34 protein-coding genes are annotated in these 25,483 nt (G+C 70.2%); 2 read left to right on the top strand and 32 right to left on the bottom strand.

The window, feature by feature from the left end:
• The first annotated feature begins 23 nt into the window (after positions 1-23).
• Positions 24-980: a type I pantothenate kinase gene (gene coaA, locus FYC51_RS12150; protein WP_420797235.1), complete on the top strand. Its 957-nt coding sequence runs from the start codon at positions 24-26 to the stop codon at positions 978-980.
• Here the strand turns inward: coaA and glmM are convergent.
• The 17 genes from glmM to FYC51_RS12065 all read right to left on the bottom strand — a co-directional run bounded on the left by glmM (position 977) and on the right by FYC51_RS12065 (position 14,963).
• The gene (glmM, locus tag FYC51_RS12145) at positions 977-2,344 is read right to left on the bottom strand and encodes a phosphoglucosamine mutase (protein ID WP_148733842.1); all 1,368 of its coding nucleotides are present in this window, start codon (positions 2,342-2,344) and stop codon (positions 977-979) included. The genes coaA and glmM overlap by 4 nt on opposite strands.
• A gap of 21 nt (positions 2,345-2,365) precedes the next feature.
• Positions 2,366-2,851: a 30S ribosomal protein S9 gene (rpsI, locus tag FYC51_RS12140; RefSeq protein WP_148733841.1), complete on the bottom strand. Its 486-nt coding sequence runs from the start codon at positions 2,849-2,851 to the stop codon at positions 2,366-2,368.
• Positions 2,852-2,895: 44 nt separating this feature from the next.
• Positions 2,896-3,342: a 50S ribosomal protein L13 gene (rplM, locus tag FYC51_RS12135; protein WP_148733840.1), complete on the bottom strand. Its 447-nt coding sequence runs from the start codon at positions 3,340-3,342 to the stop codon at positions 2,896-2,898.
• 137 nt (positions 3,343-3,479) lie between these two features.
• Positions 3,480-4,403 carry a tRNA pseudouridine(38-40) synthase TruA gene (gene truA, locus FYC51_RS12130; RefSeq protein ID WP_148733839.1) on the bottom strand — a complete coding sequence of 308 codons (924 nt, stop codon included), beginning with the start codon at positions 4,401-4,403 and terminating at the stop codon, positions 3,480-3,482.
• A gap of 74 nt (positions 4,404-4,477) precedes the next feature.
• Entirely contained in the window at positions 4,478-5,773 is a 1,296-nt protein-coding gene (locus FYC51_RS12125; RefSeq protein WP_187432604.1) for an acyltransferase family protein, read from the bottom strand.
• A 144-nt stretch (positions 5,774-5,917) separates the two neighbouring features.
• On the bottom strand, positions 5,918-6,460 hold the full coding sequence (gene rplQ / locus FYC51_RS12120) for a 50S ribosomal protein L17 (RefSeq protein WP_148733837.1): 543 nt from the start codon (positions 6,458-6,460) through the stop codon (positions 5,918-5,920).
• 47 nt (positions 6,461-6,507) lie between these two features.
• On the bottom strand, positions 6,508-7,494 hold the full coding sequence (locus FYC51_RS12115) for a DNA-directed RNA polymerase subunit alpha (protein ID WP_148733836.1): 987 nt from the start codon (positions 7,492-7,494) through the stop codon (positions 6,508-6,510).
• A gap of 174 nt (positions 7,495-7,668) precedes the next feature.
• Positions 7,669-8,067, bottom strand: coding sequence for a 30S ribosomal protein S11 (gene rpsK / locus FYC51_RS12110; protein ID WP_092668574.1), 399 nt, complete (start codon positions 8,065-8,067; stop codon positions 7,669-7,671).
• Positions 8,068-8,099: 32 nt separating this feature from the next.
• On the bottom strand, positions 8,100-8,480 hold the full coding sequence (gene rpsM, locus FYC51_RS12105) for a 30S ribosomal protein S13 (protein ID WP_148733835.1): 381 nt from the start codon (positions 8,478-8,480) through the stop codon (positions 8,100-8,102).
• 213 nt (positions 8,481-8,693) lie between these two features.
• The gene (rpmJ, locus tag FYC51_RS12100; RefSeq protein WP_056734976.1) at positions 8,694-8,807 is read right to left on the bottom strand and encodes a 50S ribosomal protein L36; all 114 of its coding nucleotides are present in this window, start codon (positions 8,805-8,807) and stop codon (positions 8,694-8,696) included.
• A 68-nt stretch (positions 8,808-8,875) separates the two neighbouring features.
• The gene (gene infA, locus FYC51_RS12095; protein ID WP_011186713.1) at positions 8,876-9,097 is read right to left on the bottom strand and encodes a translation initiation factor IF-1; all 222 of its coding nucleotides are present in this window, start codon (positions 9,095-9,097) and stop codon (positions 8,876-8,878) included.
• A 209-nt stretch (positions 9,098-9,306) separates the two neighbouring features.
• Positions 9,307-10,458: a mannitol-1-phosphate 5-dehydrogenase gene (locus FYC51_RS12090; protein ID WP_148733834.1), complete on the bottom strand. Its 1,152-nt coding sequence runs from the start codon at positions 10,456-10,458 to the stop codon at positions 9,307-9,309.
• Positions 10,455-10,895 carry a PTS mannitol transporter subunit IIA gene (locus tag FYC51_RS12085; RefSeq protein ID WP_148733833.1) on the bottom strand — a complete coding sequence of 147 codons (441 nt, stop codon included), beginning with the start codon at positions 10,893-10,895 and terminating at the stop codon, positions 10,455-10,457. The genes FYC51_RS12090 and FYC51_RS12085 overlap by 4 nt, the downstream gene beginning before the upstream one ends.
• Positions 10,896-10,977: 82 nt before the next feature.
• Positions 10,978-12,477, bottom strand: a complete 1,500-nt coding sequence (locus FYC51_RS12080; protein ID WP_338014701.1) for a PTS mannitol transporter subunit IIBC — start codon at positions 12,475-12,477, stop codon at positions 10,978-10,980.
• 91 nt (positions 12,478-12,568) lie between these two features.
• Positions 12,569-14,248, bottom strand: a complete 1,680-nt coding sequence (gene ptsP, locus FYC51_RS12075) for a phosphoenolpyruvate--protein phosphotransferase (RefSeq protein WP_148733831.1) — start codon at positions 14,246-14,248, stop codon at positions 12,569-12,571.
• Between the two features lie 45 nt (positions 14,249-14,293).
• Positions 14,294-14,560: an HPr family phosphocarrier protein gene (locus FYC51_RS12070; protein ID WP_148733830.1), complete on the bottom strand. Its 267-nt coding sequence runs from the start codon at positions 14,558-14,560 to the stop codon at positions 14,294-14,296.
• Between the two features lie 91 nt (positions 14,561-14,651).
• On the bottom strand, positions 14,652-14,963 hold the full coding sequence (locus tag FYC51_RS12065) for a PTS sugar transporter subunit IIB (protein WP_148733829.1): 312 nt from the start codon (positions 14,961-14,963) through the stop codon (positions 14,652-14,654).
• 224 nt (positions 14,964-15,187) lie between these two features.
• Here FYC51_RS12065 and FYC51_RS12060 point away from each other — a divergent pair, with 224 nt between their 5' ends.
• Complete coding sequence (locus tag FYC51_RS12060) at positions 15,188-17,128, top strand: BglG family transcription antiterminator (RefSeq protein WP_148733828.1); 1,941 nt, start codon at positions 15,188-15,190, stop codon at positions 17,126-17,128.
• A gap of 38 nt (positions 17,129-17,166) precedes the next feature.
• Here the strand turns inward: FYC51_RS12060 and map are convergent, their stop codons facing one another.
• The 15 genes from map to rplP all read right to left on the bottom strand — a co-directional run bounded on the left by map (position 17,167) and on the right by rplP (position 25,482).
• Positions 17,167-18,000, bottom strand: coding sequence for a type I methionyl aminopeptidase (gene map / locus FYC51_RS12055; protein WP_274379487.1), 834 nt, complete (start codon positions 17,998-18,000; stop codon positions 17,167-17,169).
• Positions 18,001-18,008: 8 nt separating this feature from the next.
• On the bottom strand, positions 18,009-18,641 hold the full coding sequence (locus FYC51_RS12050) for an adenylate kinase (protein ID WP_148733826.1): 633 nt from the start codon (positions 18,639-18,641) through the stop codon (positions 18,009-18,011).
• Positions 18,638-19,957 carry a preprotein translocase subunit SecY gene (gene secY, locus FYC51_RS12045; RefSeq protein WP_148733825.1) on the bottom strand — a complete coding sequence of 440 codons (1,320 nt, stop codon included), beginning with the start codon at positions 19,955-19,957 and terminating at the stop codon, positions 18,638-18,640. The genes FYC51_RS12050 and secY overlap by 4 nt, the downstream gene beginning before the upstream one ends.
• A gap of 136 nt (positions 19,958-20,093) precedes the next feature.
• Complete coding sequence (gene rplO, locus FYC51_RS19455) at positions 20,094-20,768, bottom strand: 50S ribosomal protein L15 (protein ID WP_148733824.1); 675 nt, start codon at positions 20,766-20,768, stop codon at positions 20,094-20,096.
• A complete protein-coding gene (rpmD, locus tag FYC51_RS12035) occupies positions 20,768-20,953 on the bottom strand; it encodes a 50S ribosomal protein L30 (RefSeq protein ID WP_148733823.1) in 186 nt (61 codons plus the stop codon). The genes rplO and rpmD overlap by 1 nt, the downstream gene beginning before the upstream one ends.
• The gene (gene rpsE, locus FYC51_RS12030; protein ID WP_148733822.1) at positions 20,953-21,648 is read right to left on the bottom strand and encodes a 30S ribosomal protein S5; all 696 of its coding nucleotides are present in this window, start codon (positions 21,646-21,648) and stop codon (positions 20,953-20,955) included. Before rpsE ends, rpmD begins: the two co-directional genes overlap by 1 nt.
• Positions 21,645-22,004: a 50S ribosomal protein L18 gene (rplR, locus tag FYC51_RS12025; protein ID WP_148733821.1), complete on the bottom strand. Its 360-nt coding sequence runs from the start codon at positions 22,002-22,004 to the stop codon at positions 21,645-21,647. Before rplR ends, rpsE begins: the two co-directional genes overlap by 4 nt.
• A 2-nt stretch (positions 22,005-22,006) precedes the next feature.
• Positions 22,007-22,543 (bottom strand): 50S ribosomal protein L6, encoded by a 537-nt coding sequence (gene rplF / locus FYC51_RS12020; RefSeq protein WP_148733820.1) that lies wholly within the window; start codon positions 22,541-22,543, stop codon positions 22,007-22,009.
• Between the two features lie 4 nt (positions 22,544-22,547).
• A complete protein-coding gene (rpsH, locus tag FYC51_RS12015; protein WP_148733819.1) occupies positions 22,548-22,946 on the bottom strand; it encodes a 30S ribosomal protein S8 in 399 nt (132 codons plus the stop codon).
• Between the two features lie 128 nt (positions 22,947-23,074).
• Positions 23,075-23,668 carry a 50S ribosomal protein L5 gene (rplE, locus tag FYC51_RS12010; protein ID WP_148733818.1) on the bottom strand — a complete coding sequence of 198 codons (594 nt, stop codon included), beginning with the start codon at positions 23,666-23,668 and terminating at the stop codon, positions 23,075-23,077.
• Between the two features lie 2 nt (positions 23,669-23,670).
• Positions 23,671-24,030, bottom strand: a complete 360-nt coding sequence (rplX, locus tag FYC51_RS12005; RefSeq protein ID WP_148733817.1) for a 50S ribosomal protein L24 — start codon at positions 24,028-24,030, stop codon at positions 23,671-23,673.
• A 3-nt stretch (positions 24,031-24,033) separates the two neighbouring features.
• Entirely contained in the window at positions 24,034-24,402 is a 369-nt protein-coding gene (gene rplN / locus FYC51_RS12000; protein ID WP_148733816.1) for a 50S ribosomal protein L14, read from the bottom strand.
• Positions 24,403-24,434: 32 nt separating this feature from the next.
• The gene (gene rpsQ / locus FYC51_RS11995) at positions 24,435-24,737 is read right to left on the bottom strand and encodes a 30S ribosomal protein S17 (protein WP_148733815.1); all 303 of its coding nucleotides are present in this window, start codon (positions 24,735-24,737) and stop codon (positions 24,435-24,437) included.
• 2 nt (positions 24,738-24,739) lie between these two features.
• Positions 24,740-25,063, bottom strand: coding sequence for a 50S ribosomal protein L29 (gene rpmC, locus FYC51_RS19735; RefSeq protein WP_148733814.1), 324 nt, complete (start codon positions 25,061-25,063; stop codon positions 24,740-24,742).
• Positions 25,063-25,482, bottom strand: coding sequence for a 50S ribosomal protein L16 (gene rplP, locus FYC51_RS11985; protein ID WP_148733813.1), 420 nt, complete (start codon positions 25,480-25,482; stop codon positions 25,063-25,065). The genes rpmC and rplP overlap by 1 nt, the downstream gene beginning before the upstream one ends.
• Position 25,483: the final 1 nt, after the last annotated feature.

Here is a 25,483-nt window from a genome sequence, read left to right as displayed (position 1 = left end):
CGCCCCTTCACTAGACTGACACGGTGCTGGATCCGCTGAGCCCGTCGTCGAACGCCGCGCAGATCTCGCCCTTCACCGAGCTCGACCGGGCGGACTGGGCGGCGCTCGCCCCGTCGATGCCCTCGCCCCTCCGCGAGACCGAGATCGTGCAGCTGCGCGGCCTCGGCGAGCCGCTCGACCTCCGCGAGGTCGCCGAGGTCTACCTGCCGCTCAGCCGCCTCCTCAACCTCTACGTGGGCGGCATGAAGTCGCTGCACAGCGTCACGAGCGAGTTCCTCCGCGAGCGCGTCGAGCCGACGCCCTTCGTGATCGGCGTCGCGGGCTCGGTCGCCGTCGGCAAGTCGACGATCGCGCGCCTGCTGCGCGAACTCCTCGCGCGCTGGGAGCACACGCCGCGCGTCGAGCTCGTGACGACCGACGGGTTCCTGTTCCCGAACGCCGAGCTCGAGCGGCGCGGCCTGATGACGCGCAAGGGCTTCCCCGAGTCGTACGACCGCCGCGCGCTGCTCCGCTTCGTGAGCGAGGTGAAGGCCGGCGCGCCCGAGGTCCGCGCGCCGTTCTACTCGCACCTCGCGTACGACATCGTCCCCGACGCGAAGATCACGGTGCGCCGACCCGACGTGCTCATCCTCGAGGGCCTCAACGTGCTGCAGCCGCCCGGCCCCGGCCATCGGCTGGCGGTCAGCGACCTTTTCGACTTCTCGATCTACGTCGACGCGCGCACGAGCGACATCGCGCGCTGGTACGAGGAGCGGTTCCTGAAGCTGCAGCGCGGGGCGTTCTCGAACCCGCGCTCGTACTTCCACCGCTACGAGAGCCTCACCGAGACCGAGGCACGGCAGCGCGCGAGGGAGATCTGGCGCTCGATCAACGAGCCCAACCTGCTGCAGAACATCCGCCCGACGAGGTCGCGGGCGTCGCTCGTGCTGCGCAAGAGCGCCGACCACACGGTCTCGAGCGTGCTCCTGCGGAAGCTCTAGGCCGGCAGCGCCAGGCGCTCGCGCACGACCTCGGCCAGCGTCGCGGAGTGCCGCTCGGCCGTCTCCTGCTCGGAGGCCTCGACCATGACGCGCACCATGGGCTCGGTGCCCGACGGACGCAGCAGCACGCGACCGGTGTCGCCCAGCTCGGCCTCCGCTGCGGCCACGGCCGCGGCGATCACGTCGTCGTCGGAGAGCGCGTGGTGGTCGACCCCGCGCACGTTGACGAGCACCTGGGGGTACACCGTCATGACCGAGGCGAGCTCGGCGAGCGTCTTGCCGGTGCGCGCCATCTCGGCGACGAGGTGCAGGCCGGTGAGCACGCCGTCGCCCGTCGTGGCGAACTCGGTCATGATCACGTGGCCCGACTGCTCGCCGCCGAGGGCGAGCCCGTCGGCCGAGAGCGCCTCGAGCACGTAGCGGTCGCCGACCTTCGTCTCGATCACGCGGATGCCGCGTTCGGCCATCGCGCGTCGCAGTCCGAGGTTCGACATCACCGTCACGACGAGCGTGTCATCGGTGAGCACGCCGCGTTCGTGCATCGACACGGCGAGGATCGCCATGATCCGGTCGCCGTCGACGACGTTGCCCTCGGCGTCCACGGCGAGGCAGCGGTCGGCGTCGCCGTCGTGCGCGATGCCGACGTCGGCACCGTGCTCGAGCACCGCGGCCTGCAGCTGCTCGAGGTGGGTCGAGCCGACGCCGTCGTTGATGTTCATGCCGTCGGGGTCGGCCCCGATGACGGTGACCTTCGCCCCCGCGTCGCGGAACGTCTCGGGCGAGACGCCGGCGGCCGCGCCATGAGCGCAGTCGAGCACGACGTGCAGGCCGTCGAGGCGGTTCGGCAGCGTGCCGAGCAGGTGCACGACGTAGCGGTCCTCGGCGTCGGAGAAGCGGCGGATGCGGCCGACGCCCCCGCCGATGGGGGCGAGCTTCTGCTTGCCGAGGTAGGACTCGATGCGGTCCTCGACCTCGTCGGGGAGCTTCGTGCCGCCGAACGAGAAGAACTTGATGCCGTTGTCGGGCGCGGGGTTGTGCGACGCCGAGATCATCACGCCGAAGTCGGCGTGGATGGAGTCGATGAGGAACGCGGTCGCGGGCGTGGGGATGACGCCGGCGTCGAGCACGTCGACGCCGGAGCTCGCGAGGCCGGCGGCGACCGCCGACGTCAGGAACTCGCCCGAGACCCGGGGGTCGCGCGCGACGACCGCGACCGGCCGGCGACCGGCCGCGCGGAGCTCGTCGGCGTGGCGTCCCTGCGTGAGGACGGCCGCAGCCGCCTGGGCGAGGCCCAGGGCCAGGTCAGCCGTGAGTTCACGGTTGGCCAGGCCCCGGACCCCGTCGGTTCCGAAGAGCCGAGGCATACGGAGAACCGGGAACCCGGATCAGCGCTTCGAGAACTGAGGCGCCTTACGGGCCTTCTTGAGACCGGCCTTCTTGCGCTCGATGACGCGGGCGTCGCGCGTGAGGAAGCCGGCCTTCTTGAGGGTCGGGCGGTTGTTCTCGCGGTCGATCTCGTTGAGCGCACGCGCGATCGCGAGGCGCAGCGCGCCGGCCTGGCCCGAGGGGCCGCCGCCGGTGATGCGGGCGATCACGTCGTACGAGCCGGTGAGCTCGAGCACGGTGAACGGGTCGGTGATGAGCTGCTGGTGCAGCTTGTTCGGGAAGTAGTCCGCGAACTCACGGCCGTTGACCGTGATGGTGCCGGCGCCGGGGACGACGCGCACGCGGGCGATGGCCTGCTTGCGGCGGCCGACCGCCGCACCCGAGACGTTGAGGACGGGGCGGGGCGTGGCCGGAGCCGCGGCGGGCGCGCTCTCGGTCGTGTAGCTCTCGGGAGCCTGGTCGATCTGGTCTGCGATCTTCGCCATGGTGGTTGTGAATCCTTAGTTCGAGAAGGTCGAGTTCGCCGGGCTTACTGGGCGACCTGGGTGAGGGTGTACGGCTTGGGCTGCTGAGCCGCGTGCGGGTGCTCCGGGCCGGCGTAGACCTTCAGCTTCTTCAGCTGCTGGCGACCGAGCGAGTTCTTCGGGAGCATGCCGCGGATCGCCTTCTCGACGGCGCGGACGGGGTTCTTCTCGAGGAGCTCGGCGTAGCCGACGGCCTTGAGGCCGCCCGGGTAGCCGGAGTGGCGGTACGCCTTCTTCTGCTCGAGCTTCTGGCCGGTGAGCGCCACCTTGTCGGCGTTGACGATGATCACGAAGTCGCCGGTGTCGACGTGGTTCGCGAAGATCGGCTTGTGCTTGCCGCGCAGCAGGGCTGCGGAGTGGCTGGCCAGGCGGCCGAGGACGATGTCGGTGGCGTCGATGACGACCCAGTCGCGCTGGATCTCGTTCGCCTTCGGGGTGTAGGTGCGCGTCACGGAAGTGCTGCTTTCTGATCGAGTGAGGGGTTCGTGAATCCCGCTCCGGGGGGGTGTTCACCCGCGATGCGAGCGAACGCCCTGGTGGAGGGCTCAACTTCGGATGCCGGCGCAGATGGCGGCACCAAAGAGGTAGCTTAGCCGACGAGGCCTTCCACGTGCAATTCGCGACGTTGGCGCGTCTGCGCGGCACGCGCCTCGAGCTCGTGGTCGTCGGGGTAGCCGACCTCGGTCAGCACGAGCCCCTTCGCGGGCATCACCTTGAATGAGCTGGTGCGCTCGCCCGCGTGCAGCAGCGCCTCGGGGTCGGACGCGTCGAGGCGCCCCTCCCCCACCGCGACGCATGCCCCGACGAGGGCGCGCACCATCGAGTGGCAGAACGCGTCGGCCTGGAGCGACGCGACGAGCACGCCGTCGCCGGAGCGCGCCCACCGGTAGGCCTGCAGCGTGCGGATCGTGGTCGCGCCCTCGCGCGGCCTGCAGAACGCCGCGAAGTCGTGGAGGCCGACGAGGGAGGCCGCCGCGGCATCCATCGCGCGCTCGTCGAGGTGCCGGGGCAGCGCGACCGTGCGGCGCCGCTCCAACGGGTCGCGCACGGCCGAGGCGTCGGCCACCCGGTACTCGTAGCGTCGCCAGATCGCGGAGAAGCGCGCGTCGAAGCCCGCGGGCGCCCGTTCGGCGTGCGTGATCACCACATCGGCGTCGGCGCCGATGATGCCGGTGAGGCGCCGTGCCAGCGCCGCCTCGGGCGATGCATCGGGGTCCTGCCCGCGGCGCGGACGCGCGACGGCGGCGAGGGCGTCCTCCTCGACGTCGAGGTGCGCGACCTGGCCGAGCGCATGCACGCCCGCGTCGGTGCGGCCGGCCACGGTCAGCCGCGGCGCGGTGCCCGTGCGGCGGAAGAGCGTGGCGAGCGCGTCCTCGAGCACGCCCTGCACGGTGCGGAGTCCCGGCTGTCGGCTCCAGCCGTTGAAGTCGGTGCCGTCGTAGGCGATGCCGAGCCGCACGCGCACCACGGATGCCGCGGCATCCGCATCGGCGACCGTCTCGTGCTCGGACATGCGTCCAGCCTACGGCGGCGCCCACGACGGCTCCGCACGCGACGACGGCCCTGGTTCGACTCCGAGCGGATCCGTCAGGCCGCCCGAGCCGCCGCGGCGACGTCCACGGCGGCGGGGGGCAGCGGTGTCCGGGCGCCGGGTCCGCCGATGATGAGGGCGATGACCGCGACCGCGACGAGCGACCACGCCGTCACGCCGTGCTGCCACGGCACGTACCCCATGGTCAGGAACACGCCGACGCCGACGATGCCGACCACGGCCCAGACGACGACCGCGGCGAGCGGCGTCCGCCGGTCGACGGGCTTCGGCCACCTGCGCTCGAGCTTCGGCACGACTGCGCAGCACGCCGCGACGACGACCGCGATCGCGACGACCCACGCCGGCCGGGTGGCCCACCACGCCGGCGAGAGCACCGGCGGGAACGGCAGCCCGAGTGCGAGCTGCGTCGCCGTGACCACGGCCATGGCGAAGGTGTGCCAGAGGTAGATGACCATGCCGTAGACGCCGAACACGACGACCACGCCGAGCACGGCGCGATGGCCGACCAAGCGACGGATCGCGGGCTGCAGGAGTGCGAACAGGCAGGCCTGGCCGAGCGCGAGCGCGAGGATCGCGACACTCGGCGGGTTCAGGTTGTCGAGCATGTCGTGCGAGTACCCGAACGCCGCGACGAGCAGGCCGATGAAGCCGTAGGCGCCGGCCGCGATCGCGCCGAGCTGCCAGGGCGGACGACGTGCGAACCAGCCGTCGCGCAGGCCGAACCCGAGCTGCTGCGCGAACAGCCACACGAACACCCAGTTGAGCGCGCCGAGCGGCAGGCCGAGCGCGCGGGAGAGCACGTCGACCAGGAGCGCGGAACCGGCGAGGCCGAGGTACGTCGGCCACGGCGCGTGCCGGTGCAGCCACGACATGACCGGCACGAGCGCGGTGCAGATCAGGTAGACGGGGATGAACCAGAGCGGTTCGGCGAGCCGGAATGCGAAGCTCTCGACGAATCCGGCGTCTGCTCCGAACGCGAGCATGAGCGCGAGGACGAGTCCGACCGCAGCGGTGACCGAGACGACCGGCTGCAGGAGGCGCACGGCGCGCACCCTGAGGTAGTGGCCGACCGTCTCGCCATGGCCGCGCAGCCGGCGCCACTGGGTGATCGACGCGAAGCCCCCGCAGATGAAGAACACCGGCATGATCATGAGCGGCCACGTCGCCCATGCGAGGGGCTCGAAGCCGTCGAGGGCGTTGAACGCGCGCAGCGGCTCGCCGCCGATGCCCATCTGCAGGGCGTGCAGCAGCACGACGACGGGGAGGCAGAGCGCCCGGGCGAAGTCGATCGAGAGGTCGCGATCCTCGGGAATCCGCACCTGTGCGCGCACACCGCCCCTTTCGTGCCGTCGCCGGCGCTCACGTGTGCGACGTCGCACACGCCGGCACTCGGCCGGCCGACGACGATTGTGGCACAGACGCGAACGGGCCCCTGTGCGATGTGCACAGGGGCCCGTTCCGGCGTGGCGTCGAGGCTACTTGACCTCGGCGGGCTCCTCGGCGGACTCCTCCGACGCCTCGGCACCGGCGGCCTCGTCGACCGCGGCCTCGGCCTCGGTCACGACCTCCTCGGGCGTCTCCTCGACCACGGGCTCCTCGGCGGGGGCCTCGTCGGCGGCGGGGGCGGCGGCCGGCTTGGCGGCGCGCTTCTTCGGGGTCACGGGCTCGAGCACGAGCTCGATGACCGCCATGGGCGCGTTGTCGCCCTTGCGGTTGCCGATCTTGGTGATGCGGGTGTAGCCGCCCTCACGGTCGGCCACCTGCGGCGCGATCTCGGTGAAGAGCTTGTGCACCACGGCCTTGTCGCCGATCACGGCGAGCACGCGGCGACGGGCGTGCAGGTCGCCGCGCTTCGCGAACGTGATGAGGCGCTCGGCCAGCGGACGGAGGCGCTTGGCCTTCGTCTCGGTCGTGGTGATCCGCTCGTGCGTGTAGAGCGCTGCGGCGAGGTTCGCGAGCAGGAGCCGCTCGTGCGCGGGTCCGCCTCCGAGGCGGGGGCCCTTGGTGGGCTTCGGCATGGTTCGTTCTCTCCAGTGGTGGGGGGTCGGTACGTCGGGGGGACGACTCAGTTCTCGTCGTCGAAGCCCGTGTAGAAGTGGGCGCCGTCGAATCCGGGGACGGAGTCCTTCAGCGAAAGACCCATCTCGGTGAGCTTGTCCTTGACCTCATCCACCGACTTCTGGCCGAAGTTGCGGATGTTCATGAGCTGCGACTCCGACAGGGCGACGAGCTCGGAGACCGTGTTGATGCCCTCGCGCTTGAGGCAGTTGTAGCTGCGGACGGACAGGTCGAGGTCCTCGATCGGGATCGAGAGCTCGCTCGAGAGCACGGCGTCGACCGGCGCGGGGCCGATCTCGATGCCCTCTGCGGCGACGTTGAGCTCGCGGGCGAGGCCGAACAGCTCGGTGAGCGTACGGCCGGCCGAGGCGATCGCGTCGCGCGGCGAGATGGCGGGCTTCGTCTCGACGTCGACCACGAGGCGGTCGAAGTCGGTGCGCTCACCGGCACGGGTGGCCTCGACGCGGTAGGTGACCTTGAGCACCGGCGAGTAGATCGAGTCGACCGGGATCTGGCCTGCCTCGGAGTACTCGTTGCGGTTCTGGCTGGCCGAGACGTAGCCGCGGCCGCGCTCGATCGTGAGCTCGAGCTCGAACTTCGCCGAGTCGTTGAGCGTCGCGATCACGAGCTCGGGGTTGTGCACCTCGACACCGGCCGGAGCGGAGATGTCGGCGGCGGTGACCTCACCGGCGCCCTGCTTGCGGAGGTACGCGGTGATGGGCTCGTCGTGCTCGCTCGAGACGACGAGGTTCTTGATGTTGAGGATGATCTCGGTCACGTCCTCCTTCACGCCGGGGACGGTCGAGAACTCGTGGAGCACGCCGTCGATGCGGATGCTCGTCACGGCCGCGCCGGGGATCGACGAGAGGAGGGTGCGACGGAGGGAGTTTCCCAGGGTGTAACCGAAGCCCGGCTCGAGGGGCTCGATCACGAAACGCGAACGGAACTCCGAGATGTTCTCTTCGGTGAGCGTCGGGCGCTGTGCGATCAGCACGGTTGGATTCCTTTCGGCAGGGTGTCCGCTATATGACACCTGCGAGGTCGAGGATCTTGAGTTGTTGAGAGAACGGAAGCTGCGGAGTCCGGGGGGCCCGGTTGCGGGCACGGCGCGGCGATCCCTCGGGGATCTCGGCGCGGCCTGCGGCCCCCCGGTCCGCAGGACGGAGAACTAGACGCGGCGACGCTTGGGCGGGCGGCATCCGTTGTGCGCCTGCGGCGTCACGTCGTTGATGCTGCCGACCTCGAGGCCGGCGGCCTGGAGCGAGCGGATCGCCGTCTCACGACCCGAGCCCGGGCCCTTCACGAAGACGTCGACCTTCTTCATGCCGTGCTCCTGCGCCTGGCGGGCGGCCGACTCGGCGGCCAGCTGCGCGGCGAACGGCGTGGACTTGCGCGAGCCCTTGAAGCCGACGCCACCCGAGGAGGCCCAGCTGATCACGGCACCGGTGGTGTCGGTGATCGAGACGATCGTGTTGTTGAACGTCGACTTGATGTGGGCCTGGCCCACGGCGATGTTCTTCTTTTCCTTCTTGCGCGGCTTGCGAGTAGCCGCCTTGGGTGCTGCCATGTTCGAAATCTCCTAGATCTTGGCGCGAGCGGTTACTTGCGGCCGGGCTTCTTCTTGCCGGCGACGGTGCGCTTCGGGCCCTTGCGGGTACGAGCGTTGGTCTTGGTGCGCTGGCCGCGGACCGGGAGGCCGCGACGGTGGCGCAGGCCCTCGTAGGATCCGATCTCGACCTTGCGGCGGATGTCGGCGGCGACCTCGCGGCGGAGGTCGCCCTCGACCTTGAAGTTGCCCTCGATGTAGTCGCGGAGGGCGACGAGCTGCTCGTCGCTGAGGTCCTTCACGCGGATGTTCCCGTCGATGCCGGTCTCGGCGAGCGTGGTGAGCGCTCGCGTGCGGCCGACGCCGTAGATGTACGTCAGTGCGATCTCCACGCGCTTCTCGCGCGGGATGTCGACTCCTGCCAGACGTGCCATGTTGGCTGTTCTCCTGTTTCGAAGTGGAGGTGTGGAGCAGCGCCGGTGCCCGGGCCTCCGACCCGAGGTGTCCCCCCGACATCCGAATGTCGGGGTTCTGGCGTTGCCGATGCGGTGTTCAGTTGTGGGTGCGGACGAGGGTTTCGATACGCCGCGCCGGAAGGGCGCGGCTACTCAACCTTGATCGGCGCGACGCTCACGCGTCGCGCGCGATCAACCCTGGCGCTGCTTGTGGCGCGGGTTCTCGCAGATCACCATGACTCGGCCGTGGCGGCGGATGACCTTGCACTTGTCGCAGATGCGCTTGACGGAGGGGTTGACCTTCACAGTTGTTTCCTTGGGTTCGCTGTCCTCGTGCCCGCGGGATGCCGCGGGCCGTTACTTTCCGACAGCCCTTACTTGTAGCGGTAGACGATGCGGCCGCGCGTCAGGTCGTACGGGCTCAGCTCGACGATCACGCGGTCCTCGGGGAGGATCCGGATGTAGTGCTGGCGCATCTTCCCTGAGATGTGCGCGAGGACCTTGTGCCCGTTCGTGAGCTCCACCCGGAACATCGCGTTCGGGAGTGCCTCGATGACCGAGCCTTCGATCTCGATGACGCCGTCTTTCTTGGCCATAGCCTCACTATCGCTTGGAGTTTGGGATGCTGGTCGTGCGATGTGCTCGACGACGATCGCTCGTCGGGCACGCCGAAGCGGGCGTGCCAGAACACCAAGGGTCAACTATAGGCGATCCGGGGCATCTTCGCCAGTCGAGCGCACGGATGCCGCGGCGGTCCGGTCCGAGCCCGGATTCCGCGCCGCGACCCGCCGGCGACCGCCCCCGCTCAGGCCCCGCCCTTCGCTGCCGCGACGACCGACACGAGCCCGGGTTCGAGCGGATGGCCCGGTTCGATGCCCGTGACGTCATGCACGAACACCTCGGGCTCCCGGCTCGAGAGCAGGGCCTGCAGCTCGACGCTCTCGGGATCGGCGGCCACGTCGAAGCGCAGCGCGGCGCCGACGGCCGCAAGGAGCCCCGGCACCGGTCGCCCGAGCTCGGCGAGCTCCGCGGCGGGCCCGATGAACCGCTCGTGCCGGCTCAGCTTGCGCAGCGGCTGCCGTCCGACGCGCTCGACCGTGTCGGGCAGCTCGGGGTTGCGGAACCGCTCGAGGATCGTGGCGCGGTAGGCGTCCTGCTCCTCGGCGGTGAAGTCGTGCTTGGCGACGATGAGCGCCGACGTCTCCTCGAGGGCGCGCTCGACCGCCTCGGCGACGGCCGGGTCGCCGAGCGCGTCGCTGATCCGGCTGTGTCCGGCGGTCGCACCGAAGTACGCCGTCGCGGCGTGCCCGGTGTTGACCGTGAAGAGCTTGCGCTCGATGTACGGCGCGAGGTCGTCGACGAAGTGCGCGCCCGGGATGTCGGGCGCCGCGTTGCCGAACGGCGGTCGCTCGATGGCCCACTCGAAGAACGTCTCGACCGTCACGTCGAGGCCCGCGTCGGCGGCCTGGCCCGGAACGATCCGGTCGACCGCCGTGTTGGCGAACACCGCCCGTGCCTCGAGCTCGGGCCACTCCTCGGGGCTCGACAGCGCGGCGATCTCGTCGCGCAGCAGGTTCGTGGCGTTGATGGCGTTCTCGCACGCCATGATCACGAGCGGCGGGGCATCCGCCGGCCGCTCGCGCAGCGCGATCACGAGGTGCGGCGCGATGAACCGCAGGATGGTGGGGCCGACGGCGGTGGTCGCCACGTCGGCGCTGCTGAGCTCGTCGAGGAGGGCTGCGGCATCCGCCTGGCTGTTGATCGCCCGGTAGCCGGTGACGACCTGGTCGCGGGCGCCGACGCCGACCTCGTGCACGGTGTAGTGGTCGGATGCCGCGAGCGCGTCGATGAGCTCGGCGTTCACGTCGGCGAACACCACCTCGTAGCCGGCCTCGTGCAGGAGGAGGCCGACGAATCCGCGCCCGATGTTGCCGGCGCCGAAGTGGACGGCCTTCACGATTCGTTGACCGAGCTCAGCATGCCGAACAGCTCCTCAGGGGTCTGCGCGGTCTTGAGGCGCTCCACCTCGTCCTCGTCCGAGAACAGGATGGCGATCTGGGACAGGATCTCGAGGTGCTCGTTGCCCTTCCCTGCGATGCCGATGACGAACGTGACGGGCTCGCCGTCCCAGTCCACGCCGCCGTCGTAGCGCACGACCGAGAGCCCCGAGGCGAGGATGGTGTCCTTCGTCTCGTTCGTGCCGTGCGGGATGGCGAGCTCGTTGCCCATGTAGGTCGAGGCCGTCTCCTCGCGCTGGCGCATCGCGTCGAAGTAGCCGCCCGTGACGGCGCCTGCTGCCACGAGCATGTCGGCCGCCTCCTTCATCGCGTCCTCCTTGGCCGCGCTCGAGGAGTGGATCCGAACCTGCTCGATGCTGAGGATCTCCTGCGCCATTTCTTCGCCCTTTCGTCGGTTCCGTATGCTGCCGAGAACTCCGGGGCCGGCGCTCGCGCGCATCCGGCCCCGGAGCTCATGGTCAGGACTGCGTCTCGGACTGTCCCTCGTGCTGTCCCTTGACCAGGTCCACGACCTCGTCGTACCTCGGCGAGTTCATGAAGTTGTCGACCGAGACGTGGACGGCGTCGGGCGTCTGGTGCCGAGCGCGATCCGTCAGCTGGTTCTGCGTGATGACCAGGTCGGCGGAGGAGTCGAGGTTCGCGATCGCCTTGTTGACCACCGTGACGTCCTCGATCCCGGCCTTCTTGAACTTGTTCCGCAGGACGCTCGCGCCCATCGCCGACGAGCCCATTCCGGCATCGCACGCGAACACGACGTTCCTGATCGTGGGCACGGTGCCCGTCGCCGGGCCGCCGCGGCCGTCGGCTTCGGTCGCCGCGCCGCCGCGGAGGCTCGTGAGGTGGTCGGAGCTCCGACCCTTCGCGGCCTCCGTCTGCGTGATCGCCGCGCCGAAGGCGTCGTCCGTGATCGCCATCGCCTCGAGGTCCCGCTTGCGCGAGGCCCGGAGGATGACCGAGGCGATGAGGAACGTCACACCCGCCGAGAGGATGACCGACAGGATCACCGCGAAGTACGCGCCCGGCGCCGTCTGCAGGATGACCGCGAAGATGCTTCCCGGCGCCGCCGGCGCTCGCAGCGCCCCGCCGAGCAGCATGTTGGTCGTGACTCCGGTCGCACCGCCCGCGATGAGCGCGAGGATGAGGATCGGCTTCATGAGCGCGTACGGGAAGTACACCTCGTGGATGCCGCCGAAGAACTGGATGACGGCCGCACCGGGCGCGGACGCGCGCGCCGCGCCGATCCCGAAGAACGTGAACGCCAGGAGCAGTCCGACGCCGGGGCCGGGGTTCGCCTCGAGCAGGAACAGGATCGACGAGCCGGTCTCGGCCGCCTCCGAGAGGCCCAGCGGCGTGAGGACGCCGTGGTTGATCGCGTTGTTGAGGAAGAACACCTTCGCCGGCTCGATCAGGATGCTCGTGAGCGGCAGGAGGTTCGCATCCACGAGCCATTCGACGCCGAACCCGAGCACCGCCATCAGCCAGTTCACGAGCAGGGCGATGGGGTAGAAGCCCACGATCGCCATCACGAAGCCCCAGATGCCGGCCGAGAACATGTTGACGAGCATCTCGAAGCCCGCCCTGATCTTGCCCTCCCACAGCGAGTCGAGCCACTTCATGGTCCACGCCGCGAGGGGTCCGAGGATCATCGCGCCGATGAACATGTGGACCTGGCCGAGGGGGGCCGCGCCCTCCTCGAGTCCCGCGTTGAACTGGGCGACGAGGTAGTCGGAACCGGCGATCGCACCCATCGTCGCGATCGCGCCGACCACGCCACCGCGGACGTTGTAGACGAGGCTGCCGCCCGTGTAGCCGATGATCAGCGGCAGCAGGTAGTGGATGAACGGTCCGACGATCGTCGCCAGCGCTTCGTTCGGCGTCCAGCCCACTTCGATGAAGAACGCGGTGAAGATGCCCCAGGCGATGAGCGCCGGGATGTTCGGCATGATCATGCCGCTCATGAATGTACCGACCCTCTGGACGGCGACGCGTGCTCCCCCCGGCCGCTTCGTCTCGGGTGACGTCGTTGTCATGCGAATGCCTCTCTCGTGGTCACGACGCGGCTGCCCGCGCCGTGGTGATCTCGGTCGCGACGGCCTGGGCCGCCTGCTTGGCGTCGGCCGCTCCCTCAGCGGCCATGGCCGCCCGGGCGAGCGCCTTCGCGTCGTCGGGCGTGTACCGCGCGAGGGAGGCGCGGACATCTGCGAGTGCCGATGGGGACATCGACAGGCTGGTGGCGCCGAGTCCGACGAGGACCACGGCGAGGAGCGGGTCGGCTGCGGCCTCGCCGCAGATGCCGACGGGCTTGCCGAGCTCGGCGCCGGCGGCGCCGACGTCGGCGATGAGCTTCAGCACCGCGGGGTGCCACGGGCTCTGCAGGTTCGCCACGGTGCCGAGGAGCCGGTCGGCCGCCATCGTGTACTGGGTGAGGTCGTTCGTGCCGATCGATGCGAAGGCGGCGACGCGCAGGACCCGGTCGGCGATGAGCGCGGCCGACGGGGTCTCGACCATCACGCCGGCCACCTTGATCCCGAGCTCGTCGGCGAGCTTCGTGAAGTACTCCGTCTCCTCGACGGTGGCGATCATGGGCGCCATCACCCAGAGGTCGGCGTCGGTCGTGGCATCCGCCATCGCGAGCGCGGTGAGCTGCTCGCGCAGGATGATCTCGGAGTGGCGGAGCGCGCGGATGCCGCGGAGCCCGAGCGCCGGGTTCTCCTCGTGCGCGTCGTTGAGGAACGAGAGCGGCTTGTCGGCGCCCGCGTCGAGCACGCGCACCACGACCTTGCGGCCGGGGAAGGCGGAGAGGAGCCGCGTGTAGTGCTCCTGCTGCTCGCGCACGCTCGGCGCGGTGTCGGCGTCGAGGAAGAGGAACTCCGTGCGGAACAGGCCGACGCCCTCTGCGCCGAGCTTCACGGCCTCGGCGGCGCCGTCGGCCGACCCGAGGTTCGCGAGCAGCGGCACGGGCGTGCCGTCGGCGAGGGCGCCCGGCGTCACGGGCGCGGCCTCGAGTGCCGCGCGCTCGGCGATCCGGGCCTCGGCGTCGGCGACCTGCTCGGGCGTCGGGGCGGAGATCACCACGTCGTTCGCCGCGTCCACGACGACCGTGTCGCCGTCGGCGAGGGTCGCGGCATCCGTCGCCCCCACGATCGCCACGATCGACTTCTCGCGGGCGAGGATCGCGGTGTGCGAGGTGGGGCCGCCGTCGATCGTGACGAGCCCGAGCACCTGGTCGAGGTCGAGCGTGGCGGTGTCGGCCGGCGCGAGGTCGCGGGCGACGAGCACGAACGCATGCCCCGGGTTCGGCACGCCGGGCGCGGGCAGCTTCAGGAGGTTCGCGATGACGCGCTGGGAGATGTCGTCGAGGTCGGTGGCCCGCTCGGCCATGTAGCCGCCCATGCCGAGCAGCAGGTCGCGGTAGGCGGCGAACGACTCGTACACGGCACGCTCGGCCGTCTTGCCCGTCGCGAGGAGCTTGGTGACCTCGTCGACGAGGCTCGGGTCCTCCGCCATCATGGCCTGCGCCTCGAGCACGTCCTTCGCGGCGCCACCGGCCTTGGCCCCGCGGTTCGCGAGCTCGGCCGCGACGACCGAGAGCGACGCGCGGGCGCGCTCGCCCTCGAGCTCGGGGTCGAGGTGGCTCGGCCGGTCGACGGGCGGGGGCAGCTGCTCGGCCATCCGCACGACCGGTCCGACCGCGACACCCTGTCCGATGCCCGTGCCGTTGATCTCCATCACTCGCCCCTCCAGTTCGGTTGAATGGGCGACGGATGCCGCGCGCTATTCGTCGTGGTCGGTGCTGAGGAGCTCCACGAGCTGGTCGAGGGTCGACTGCTCGTCGCCGCCGTCGACGACGATCGTGACCTCGTCGCCGTGGTCGATCCCCTGCGCGATGACGGCGAGGATGCTCGCCGCATTGACGGGTGAGCCACCGGTCTTCTGGATCGTGACGGACGACCCCGATGCGGCAGCAGCCTGGGTGAAGAGCTTGGCCGGCCGTGCGTGCAGGCCGTGGGTCGATCCGATTCGAACAGTGCGTTCCACCATGATTCCGGTTCCCGTCGCTGGCTTCCGTTCCCTCGTTCACCATAGCCCGGGGGCTCTGCGGTGGGAACCACGGCGCGCGGGACGCGCGGGCTCATGACGGCGCCCCAGCGATCTCGAGGGCGACGTCGAGGGCTCCGCCGCCGTCGGGCGAGGTCGCCACGACGTCGGGGAGGATCGCGATCGGCACGGATGCCGCGGCGGCGCGTGCGCGCAGCAGGTCGACGCGATCGGCGAGATGGGCGCCCACGAGCAGCACGTCCGCGTCGGCGAGCGCCACGTCGAGCTGGGACTCGCTCGTCGCCGTCGCGCGCACCTCGAGGCCCCTGGCCGTGGCGGCCCGGCGGATCCGGTGGGCGACGAAGGTGCTCGACGCGCCCGCGCCGCAGACCACGATGATGCGCATCGCTGAGCCTCCTCGCCCGGCCATCGCCCGGTCCTCGTCGATCGTTCGGTCCGCGGCGTGTGCCGCGATCAGGTCGATTCTGCCCGCGCGGCTCCGGTGGCCTCCACCCGATCTTCTTCCGCACCCCCGGAAAATCCGCGACGGATCCGCCCATCCCGTGCGGCGCTGGTGGTTGACTGTCTGCACCGCACGGCGTCGCGTGGCGCCGAGGAACCGGAGCTGCAGTGGCCGAGAAGTGGGAGCGCCTCGTCGACGCGCTCGGCCATGCCGACGGCTGGACGACCGCGTCGGAGCTCGCCGACCGCCTCGGCGTGACCACGCGCACGATCCGCAACTACGCCGCGCAGGCGAACTCCGGCGGCGTCATCGTCGAGTCGGGGCCGGCGGGGTACCGCCTCGACCGCGCGGCGTGGGCGAACCGCGCCGCGCCCGCCCGTCGCGACTCGTCGCCGCAGGTGCGGGCCGCCCGCGTCATCCGCTCGCTGATCGACGCGACCGACGGCCTCGACGTGCACGAGACGGCGGCCGCGAACCACGTGAGCGACTCGACCTTCGAGGCCGACCTGGGGCGCGTGCGGGCGCGGCTCGACGGCACCGGGCTGACGCTCGTGCGGCAGGGGCCGCGCATCACGCTCGAGGGTCCCGAGACCGCCCGACGGCGCCTGCTCGGCGCGCTGTTCCGCGACGAGTCGGCGCGCGGGATGCTCGAGCTCGACCAGCTGCGTGCGGCGTTCCCCGAGGTGACCGAGTTCCGCACCGCGCTGGTCGCGGGGCTCGCCGACGCGGGCTACGCGCCGAACGAGTACGGGCTCAACGACGTGCTGCTGCACACCGCGATCGCGCTCGACCGGGTCGCCACGAACCATCCGCTCGACGAGGCCGAGGCGGCGGCTCCCCCGGCGTCGTCCAGCGCCTCGACGACCCCGGCCGCGGCATCCGCCGCGCCCGCGCCCGACGCGCCGGCCGGGCCGCTGGCCGAGCTCCTCGCCCGGCTCGTCGACGAGCACTTCGGCACCTCGGTGGGACCGGCCGACCTCGCGCACCTCACCCGGCTCCTCGAGACGCGCGCGGCCACGCGCACGACGGCTGCGGCGCAGGCGGATGCCCCGGGCCGCCCGATCTCGCCGCGGGTGCCGCTCGTGCGGCGGATCGTCGCGAGGGCCTCCGCGGCGTACCTCGTCGACCTCGACGACGAGGACTTCATCGACCGGCTTGCGCTGCACGTCGACAACCTCGTGGCGCGGGCGAGCACGTCGACCCTTTCGCGCAACCCGCTCACCGCGTCGATCAAGGCCGCCTACCCGCTCATCTACGAGCTCGCCGTGTACATCGCGAGCGAGCTCGCGCGCACCGAGGGCATCGCCGTCGACGACGACGAGATCGCGTACATCGCCATGCACGTGGGCGCCTACCTCGACCAGCGGCGCTCGCGGGGCGAGATCGTCCGCGTCGCCGTCTCGGCGCCGGCGTACCACGACGTGCACACGGCGCTCGCGGCCCGCATCCGCTCGGCGGTCGACGACGAGGTCGAGGTGCTCGCGCCGGGCGATGAGGCCGAGCGCGCCGACGTGCTCGTGGCCGTGATCGAGCCGTCGTCGCCCGTCGAGCGACTCGTGCTCGTGGCGCCCTTCCCCACCGAGGTCGACCTCGAGCGGGTGCGTGCCGAGATCGCGCGCGTGCGCCGGGCGCGCCGGCGGGCCCGGCTCGCGGCGTCGCTGTCGCGCTACATCGCGCCCGAGCTCTTCGTGCGCGGGCTGCGCGGCCTCGATCGCGACGCCGCCATCCGCATGCTCGGCGACCGAATGATCTCGGCCGGCGTCATCGACCGCTCCTACGTGGAGGGCGCGCTCGAACGCGAGCGCCTGTCGTCGACGGCCTTCACCGAGCACCTCGCGGTGCCGCACGCGATGACCATGACCGCGCGCCGCACCGCGATTGCCATCGCGATCGACGACGTGCCGATCGACTGGGGCGGCGCGAGCGTCAACGTGGTCGCGCTCATCGCGTTCGCCGAGAGCGGCCGGGCGGAGTTCCAGGAGGTGTTCGACCAGTTCGTCGAGGCGTTCTCGGAGCGCGAGAACGTGCAGCGCCTCGTGGTGGGCGCGATGGACTACCCGGGGCTGCTCGCCGAGCTCTCGCGGCTCATGGAGCCGCACGCGGCGTGACCGGTCGCGTCGCGCTCGCCTCGCGCTCGCGTCGGTCGTCAGCGCACGGCGATCGGCACCGGCGTGACGCCGAACGGCGCGAGGCCGGCCGCACCGCCGTCGTCGGCGGTCAGCACCCAGATGCCGTCGTCGTGCACGGCGATGGAGTGCTCCCAGTGCGCGGCATCGGCGCCGTCGGCGGTCGTGACCGTCCACTCGTCGTCGCGCACGAAGGTGTCGATCGACCCCGCCACGATCATCGGCTCGATCGCGACCACGAGGCCGGGTCGGACCGCTGGCCCTTTCTGCCTGACCCGGTAGTTGAACACGGGCGGCTCCTCGTGCATCGTGCGCCCGATGCCGTGGCCGACGTAGTCGGTGAGGATGCCGTACCCGCCCGCCGCCTCGACGTGCTCCTCGATCGCGGCGCCGACCTCGTTGAGGTGGCGCGCGGTCGCGAGCTCCGCGATGCCGCGCCAGAGCGCGGACTCGGTGACGTCCGAGAGCGCCTGCCGCGCGAGCACGACGTCGGGGCGGTCGGGATCGGGGAGCACGACCGTGAAGGCCGCGTCGCCGTTCCAGCCGCCGAGCTCGGCGCCGCCGTCGACCGACACGATGTCGCCGGGGCGGAACGGGCGGTCACCCGGGATGCCGTGCACGACGTCGTCGTCGACGGACACGCAGAGCGTATGCCGGTAGCCCGGCACGAGCTGGAAGTTCGGCCGGCCGCCGAGTCCGCGGATCACACGCTCCGCGGCCGCGTCGAGCTCGAGCGGCGTCGCGCCGGGCGCCACGAGGCGTCGAGCCTCCGCGAGCGCCGCCGCGGTGGCCGCTCCGGCCGGCAGCATCGCGTGCAGCTCGGCGGGCGACTTGTAGATCGAGCGCTTGAACACGCGGCGGGTCAGGCCGCCGCGCCGTTGCCGCCGTCGTGGCTCGCCGAGAGCCCGCGGGCGGCGAGCGCCGCGAAGATGCGCGCGGTGACCTCGTCGAGCGTGCCCACGCCGTCGATGTCGACGACGAGGCCCTGCCCGCGGTAGACGTCGAGGATCGGCGCCGTCTCCCGCTCGTAGATCGCGAGGCGGTTGGCGATGACCTCCTCGGTGTCGTCGGTGCGGCCCTGCTCGATGGCACGCCCCCGCAGGCGGGCGATGCTCTCGTCGCGCGGCACGCTGAGCTCGATGACCGCGTCGAGGGCCTCGCCGCGGGAGGCGAGGAAGTCGGCGAGGTCGTCGACCTGGCCGCGGTTGCGCGGGAACCCGTCGAGCAGGAAGCCGCCCGCGGCATCCGACTGCGAGAGCCGGTCGCGCACCAGCTCGCAGGTGAGCTCGTCGGGGACGAGGTCGCCCGCCTCGACGATCGACTGCACCCGCTTGCCGAGCTCGGTGCCGCCCGAGATGTTCTCGCGGAACACGTCACCGGTCGAGATGGACGGGACCCCGAAGGCCTCCGCGACGAGCACGCCCTGCGTCCCCTTGCCGGAGCCCTGCGGCCCCACGATCAGGAAGCGGGCGGAGCTGTTCGCGGAAGCCGTCATCGGAGGAGCCCTTCGTAGTGGCGCTGCTGGAGCTGCGCGTCGATCTGCTTCACGGTCTCGAGGCCGACGCCCACGATGATGAGGATCGAGGCGCCGCCGAACGGGAAGTTCTGGTTGGCCCCGACGAGCGAGAACGCGATGAGCGGGATGAGCGCGATGAGGCCGAGGTAGACCGAGCCCGGGAGCGTGATGCGCGTGAGCACGTAGTCGAGGTACTCGGCGGTCGGGCGACCGGCGCGGATGCCGGGGATGAAGCCGCCGTACTTCTTCATGTTCTCCGCGACCTCGTCGGGGTTGAACGTGATCGCCACGTAGAAGTACGTGAACCCGACGATGAGCAGGAAGTACAGGAGCATGTAGAGCGGGTGGTCGCCCTGGGTGAGGTAGTTCGTGATCCAGACGACCCACGGCTGCGGCTCCTCGCCCGCCGCGGGCTGGTTGAACTGGGCGATGAGCGCCGGCAGGTACAGCAGCGACGAGGCGAAGATGACGGGCACGACGCCGGCCATGTTGACCTTGATCGGGATGTACGTGTTGTTGCCGCCGTAGGTGCGCCGGCCGACCATGCGCTTCGCGTACTGCACCGGGATGCGCCGCTGCGACTGCTCGACGAACACGACGCCGACGACGACCAGGAGGCCGATGGCGAGCACGACGAAGAAGACGTCGAAGCCGCGCGAGATCGCGATCGCCCAGAGCGCGCCGGGGAAGGTCGCGGCGATCGAGGTGAAGATGAGCAGCGACATGCCGTTGCCGATGCCGCGCTCGGTGATGAGCTCGCCCATCCACATGATGAGGCCGGTGCCCGCCGTCATGGTGATGACCATGAGCAGGATCGCGTACCAGGCGTCGTTCGTGATGAGCTGCGAGCACTCGGGGGCGCTCGACGGGAACAGCGCGCCCGAGCGGGCGACGGTGATGAGCGTGGTCGACTGCAGCACGCCCAGGGCGATGGTGAGGTAGCGCGTGTACTGCGTGAGGCGCGCCTGGCCCGCCTGGCCCTCCTTGTAGAGGGTCTCGAAGTGGGGGATCACGACGCGCAGCAGCTGCACGATGATCGACGCCGTGATGTACGGCATGATGCCCAGCGCGAAGATCGACAGCTGGAGCAGCGCGCCGCCCGAGAACAGGTTCACGAGCTCGTAGAGGCCGGATGCCCCCTGGCTCGCCGCCAGACACGCCTGCACGTTGCCGAAGTCCACGAACGGCGCCGGGATGAACGAGCCGAGGCGGAACAGGGCCACGATGCCCAGCGTGAATCCGATCTTGCGTCGAAGATCCGGCGTGCGGAAGATCCGCCCGATGGCGTTGAACACTCGTCCTCCTGTAGCTCCGTCGTGGAGCGGGTTGCTGCGCGTGCGGACTCAGTCCGTATGCGGCTCGAGCCTGTCGAGACCCCCGTGAATCATACGCGAGGTCCCGACAGGCTCGAACAATCGGTGATGCTGCGGCCTACTTGACCGAGCCGCCTGCGGCGACGATCTTCTGCTCGGCGGAGCCGGAGACCTTGTCGACCTCGACGTTGAGCTTCACCTGGATGTCGCCGTTGCCGAGCACCTTGACGCGCTCGTTCTTGCGGACGGCACCCTTGTCGACGAGGTCGGCGACGGTGACGTCGCCGCCCTTCGGGTAGAGCTCGGCGAGCTTGTCCAGGTTGACCACCTGGTACTCGACGCGGAACGGGTTCTTGAAGCCGCGGAGCTTCGGCGCACGCATGTGGTACGGAAGCTGGCCACCCTCGAAGCCGGGGCGGATGTTGTTGCGGGCCTTCGAACCCTTGGTGCCGCGACCGGCGGTCTTGCCCTTCGAACCCTCACCGCGTCCGACGCGGGTCTTGTCCTTCTTGGCACCGGGCGCGGGGCGCAGGTGGTGCACCTTCAGGACGGGCTCGCGCTTGGCGACATCCTGCTCGGCCTTCTTCGCCGGGGCCTTCTTCGCGGGGGCCTTGTCGGCCTTCGCGTCGTCGGCCTTGGCAGCGGCGGCCTTGGCGGGAGCCTTCTTCGCCGGGGCCTTCTCGGCAGCCGGCTTCGCGGCGGCCTTCTCGGCGGCCGGCTTCGCAGCGGCCTTGCGCGCCGGAGCCTTCTTCGGGGTCTCCTCGGCCACGGCCTCGTTCTTCTCTTCAGCCATTAGTCGATCTCCTCAACCTTCACGAGGTGGGCGACGGTCTTGACGTAGCCGCGGTTCTGCGGGGTGTCGTCACGGACGACCGAGTCGCCGATGCGCTTGAGCCCGAGGCTGCGCAGCGTGTCGCGCTGGTTCTGCTTCTCGCTCACCTTGGACTTGATCTGGGTCACCTTCAGCTGCTTGGCCATCAGGCACCTGCCTTCGCTGCTGCGGCGGCCTCGGCCGCCTGGGCCTCGGCACGCAGCAGACGGGCCGGGGCGACCTCGTCGTAGTCGAGACCACGACGGGCGGCGACCGCACGCGGCTCCTCGAGCTGCGACAGGGCCTCGACCGTGGCGTGCACGATGTTGATGGTGTTCGACGAGCCGAGCGACTTGCTCAGGACGTCGTGGATGCCGGCGCACTCGAGCACGGCGCGCACCGGGCCGCCGGCGATGACGCCGGTACCGGGGGACGCCGGACGCAGCAGGACGACGCCCGCAGCGGCCTCACCCTGCACGGGGTGCGGGATGGTCGCGCCGACGCGCGGGACGCGGAAGAAGTTCTTCTTCGCCTCCTCGACGCCCTTCGAGATCGCGGTCGGGACCTCGCGCGCCTTGCCGTAGCCGACGCCGACCATGCCGTTGCCGTCACCCACGACGACGAGCGCCGTGAAGCTGAAGCGACGGCCGCCCTTGACGACCTTGGACACGCGGTTGATGGTCACGACGCGCTCGAGGAACTGGCTCTTCTCGGCGTCACGGCCACCGCGGTCGCGGCTCGGGCCACGGTCGCGGCTGCCGCGACGGGCCTCGCGCGGCTCGTTCTGGGGAGCCTCGCTCGAAGCGGCGGTCTCCACGGGTGCCTCTGCAGCCACCTCGTTCTCCTTCTTGTTGTCGGTCACAGGCTCAGCCCCGCCTCTCGCGCACCATCGGCGATGGCGGCGACGCGACCGGCGTACTTGTTGCCGCCGCGGTCGAAGACGACCGACTCGATGCCGGCCTGCTTCGCACGCTCGGCCACGAGCTCGCCGACCTTCTTGGCCTTGGCGGTCTTGTCGCCCTCGAACGCGCGGAGGTCCGCCTCCATGGTCGAGGCCGAGGCCACGGTGCGGCCCTTGCTGTCGTCGACGACCTGCACGAAGACGTGGCGGGCCGAACGCGTGACGACGAGGCGCGGACGCAGCTCCGTGCCGACGATCTTCTTGCGAAGGCGGGTGTGGCGGCGCGAGCGCGCGGCCGTCTTGCTCTTCACAGCCATGATTACTTACCTGACTTTCCGGCCTTGCGACGCACGACCTCGCCGGCGTAGCGGATGCCCTTGCCCTTGTACGGCTCGGGCTTCTTGATCTTGCGGATGTTGGCGGCGGTCTCACCGACGGCCTGCTTCGAGATGCCCGACACCGTGATCTTGTTGTTGCCCTCGACGGTCAGCGTGATGCCGGCCGGGGGCTCGACGGTCACCGGGTGCGAGAAGCCGAGCGCGAACTCGACCGCGCTGCCCTTCTGCGCGACGCGGTAGCCGGTGCCGACGATCTCGAGGCCCTTGGAGTAGCCCTGGGTCACACCGAAGATGTCGTTGGCGATGAGCGTGCGGGTGAGGCCGTGGCGCGAACGCGAGTCGCGCTCGTCGTCGGGGCGGGTGACGAGGACCTGGTTGTCCTCGATCTTGACCTCGATCGGCGAGGGGACGGTCAGCGAGAGCTCGCCCTTGGGGCCCTTGACGGTGACGGCGCTGCCGTCGACCGTGACGTCGACACCGCTGGGGATGTCGATGGGAAGTCGTCCGATTCGTGACATGGAACTACCACACGTAGGCGAGGACTTCCCCACCCACGCCCTTCTTCTCGGCCTGGCGGTCGGTGAGCAGACCGCTGGAAGTGGACAGGATCGCGACGCCGAGGCCGCCGAGCACCTTGGGGAGCTCGGTGGACTTCGCGTACACGCGGAGGCCGGGCTTCGAGACCCGCTTGATGCCGGCGATGGAGCGCTCGCGGTTCGGGCCGAACTTCAGCTGCAGCGTGAGCGTCTTGCCCACGCGAGCGTCGGTGACCTCGAAGCCGGCGATGTAGCCCTCGTTGGCGAGGATCTCGGCGATGTGCGCCTTGAGCTTCGAGTTCGGCATCGACACGGAGTCGTGGTGCGCCGAGTTCGCGTTGCGAAGGCGGGTCAGCATGTCAGCGACCGGGTCGGTCATCGTCATGACGGATGTTTCCTTACGTTCACCAGGTTTCAGCACCCGTTACACGAGTGATGACCTGTGGTGGGAGGTGCCGGCGGATGCCGTCACCGGGTGGATGCCGCGGACGCGTCGCCCGCGGCATCCGGAGTTCAGCTCTCGGGCGTGGTCGCCCGGAACGGGAAGCCGAGCGCCTTGAGCAGCGCGCGACCCTCGTCGTCGGTCTTGGCGGTGGTCACCACGGTGATGTCCATGCCGCGGACGCGGTCGATCTTGTCCTGGTCGATCTCGTGGAACACGGACTGCTCCACGAGGCCGAAGGTGTAGTTGCCCGTGCCGTCGAACTGGCGGTCCGACAGGCCGCGGAAGTCGCGGATGCGGGGCAGCGCCAGCGAGAGCAGGCGGTCGAGGAACTCCCACATGCGGTCGCCGCGCAGCGTGACGTGCGCGCCGATCGGCTGGCCCTCGCGCAGCTTGAACTGCGCGATGGACTTGCGGGCCTTGGTGACCTGCGGCTTCTGGCCGGTGATGCGGGTGAGGTCGGCGATGGCGCCGTCGATGACCTTGCCATCGCGGGCGGCCTCGCCCACGCCCATGTTCACGACGATCTTCACGAGGCCCGGGACCTGGTGCGGGTTGGTGTACCCGTTGGCCTCGGTGAGCGCCTTCGTGATGTCGCTCTTGTACTTCTGCTTGAGGCGCGGCTGGATCTTGCCAGCCGGCGCGGCAGTCGCGGTGTCAGTCATCGTTACAGGTCCTTACCTGACTTCTTCGCGTAGCGGACGCGGACCGTCTTGGTGACGCCGTCCTTGGTGACGGTCTCGGTGCGGAAGCCGACGCGGGTCGGCTTCTTCGACTCGGGGTCGACGAGCGCGACGTTCGAGACGTGGATGGGGGCTTCGTGGGTCTCGATGCCGCCGGTCTTCGTGCCGCGCTGGGTCTGGCCGACGCGGACGTGCTTCGTGACGAAGTTCACGCCCTCGACCACGACGCGGTTCTCGGCGACGAGCACCTCGATGACCTTGCCCTGCTTGCCGCGGTCTCCGCCGCGGGCCTGGCTGCGGCCCGAGATGACCTGCACGAGGTCACCCTTCTTGATGTTGGCCATGACTCAGATAACCTCCGGTGCCAGCGAGATGATCTTCATGAACTTGCGGTCGCGGAGCTCGCGGCCGACCGGTCCGAAGATACGGGTGCCACGGGGGTCACCGTCGTTCTTGAGGATCACCGCGGCGTTCTCATCGAACTTGATGTAGGAGCCGTCGGGACGACGGGTCTCCTTCACGGTGCGGACGACGACGGCCTTGACCACGTCGCCCTTCTTGACGTTGCCGCCGGGGATGGCGTCCTTGACGGTCGCGACGATGACGTCGCCGAGGCCGGCGTACCGGCGCTTCGAACCACCGAGGACACGGATCGTGAGCAGCTCCTTGGCGCCGGTGTTGTCGGCGACCTTCAGGCGCGATTCCTGCTGAAGCATCTTGGATTCCTTCTCTCAAGCAAGCCGGGGGCTTACTTGGCCTTCTCGACGATCTCGACCAGGCGCCAGTGCTTGGTGGCACTGAGGGGGCGGGTCTCGCTGATCACGACGAGGTCGCCGATGCCGGCGGTGTTCTGCTCGTCGTGCGCCTTGACCTTCGACGAGCGGCGCAGGACCTTGCCGTAGAGCGGGTGCTTCACGCGGTCCTCGACCTCGACGACGATGGTCTTGTCCATCTTGTCGCTGACGACGTAGCCGCGACGCACCTTGCGGTACGGGCGGTGCGAGGCCGTCTCGGCGACCTCGGCTGCATCAGCCTTCTTGGTCTCAGCCATGATCAGGCCTCCTTCGTCTCTGCGGCCTCGGCCGGGGCGTCAGCCTCGGCCTTGGCCTTCTTCGTCTTCTTCTCGGCCTTGGCCGGAGCCTCGACCGGGGCGGGCGTGGCACGGATGCCGAGCTCGCGCTCACGGATGACCGTGTAGATGCGGGCGATGTCGCGCTTGACCGCACGGAGGCGGCCGTGGCTCTCGAGCTGGCCGGTGGCCGACTGGAAGCGCAGGTTGAACAGCTCTTCCTTGGCCTTCTTCAGCTCGTCGACGAGTCGCTCGTCTTCGAAGGTGTCGAGCTCGACGGTCTCGAGCCCCTTGGTTCCGACGGCCATTATGCGTCGCCCTCCTCGCGCTTGATGATGCGTGCCTTGAGGGGCAGCTTGTGGATGGCACGGGTCATGGCCTCGCGAGCGAGCTCCTCGGAGACGCCCGAGACCTCGAAGAGGACGCGACCCGGCTTGACGTTGGCGACCCACCACTCGGGCGAACCCTTACCGGAACCCATGCGGGTCTCGGCCGGCTTCTTCGTGAGCGGACGGTCGGGGTAGATGTTGATCCACACCTTGCCGCCACGCTTGATGTGACGGGTCATCGCGATACGAGCGGACTCGATCTGGCGGTTCGTCACGTAGGCGGGGCTCAGGGCCTGGATGCCGAACTCGCCGAAGGTGACCTTCGTGCCGCCGGTGGCCTGGCCCGAACGGCCGGGGTGGTGCTGCTTGCGGTACTTGACTCGACGGGGAATCAACATG

The organism is Agromyces mariniharenae, from assembly GCF_008122505.1.
Classification (GTDB): Bacteria; Actinomycetota; Actinomycetes; order Actinomycetales; family Microbacteriaceae; genus Agromyces; species Agromyces mariniharenae.
This window is presented reverse-complemented; position numbering and strand designations above follow the sequence as displayed.